1 protein-coding gene is annotated in these 359 nt (G+C 42.6%); it reads left to right on the top strand.

The genetic code is table 11. From position 1 onward, the window contains the following. A partial coding sequence (locus VRK28_RS11645) for a hypothetical protein (RefSeq protein ID WP_332393979.1) occupies window positions 1–291 on the top strand: 291 nt, incomplete at its 5' end. Window positions 292–359: the final 68 nt, after the last annotated feature.

Below are 359 nucleotides of genomic sequence, written 5' to 3' on the forward strand. Positions count from 1 at the left end.
GTTAGGTTACTAATGAGTACAGATATAGAACCGATGTATATTGATTGCGGTAAGCATGGAAAGCGAGTGGCTGCCGTGCTATGTGGTCATCTTGTCAAACCTGAGGGAGAGCCTCTCGGTTTCATTGAAAATTCAAGCGTTCCAAATGATCTTCAAGCTTGGTGTTATCAATGTGAGGCTGTTTTTGAGGAAGAGGACGGCATGACAGAAAGATTCAGAGAGTTTAATCAAATGTCAGTCGTATGTGTTAACTGTTACGAACAAGCAGCACAGTATCACAATGTAGATTGAGGTTCGTAACCTAACAAGCTGTTTAAAATGGACGCCTTACTGCTTGGCTGGCGCTCATTCTTCGCTAA

This window comes from Pseudoalteromonas sp. P80D2 (assembly GCF_036680945.1).
GTDB classification, from domain to species: Bacteria; Pseudomonadota; Gammaproteobacteria; order Enterobacterales; family Alteromonadaceae; genus Pseudoalteromonas; species Pseudoalteromonas shioyasakiensis.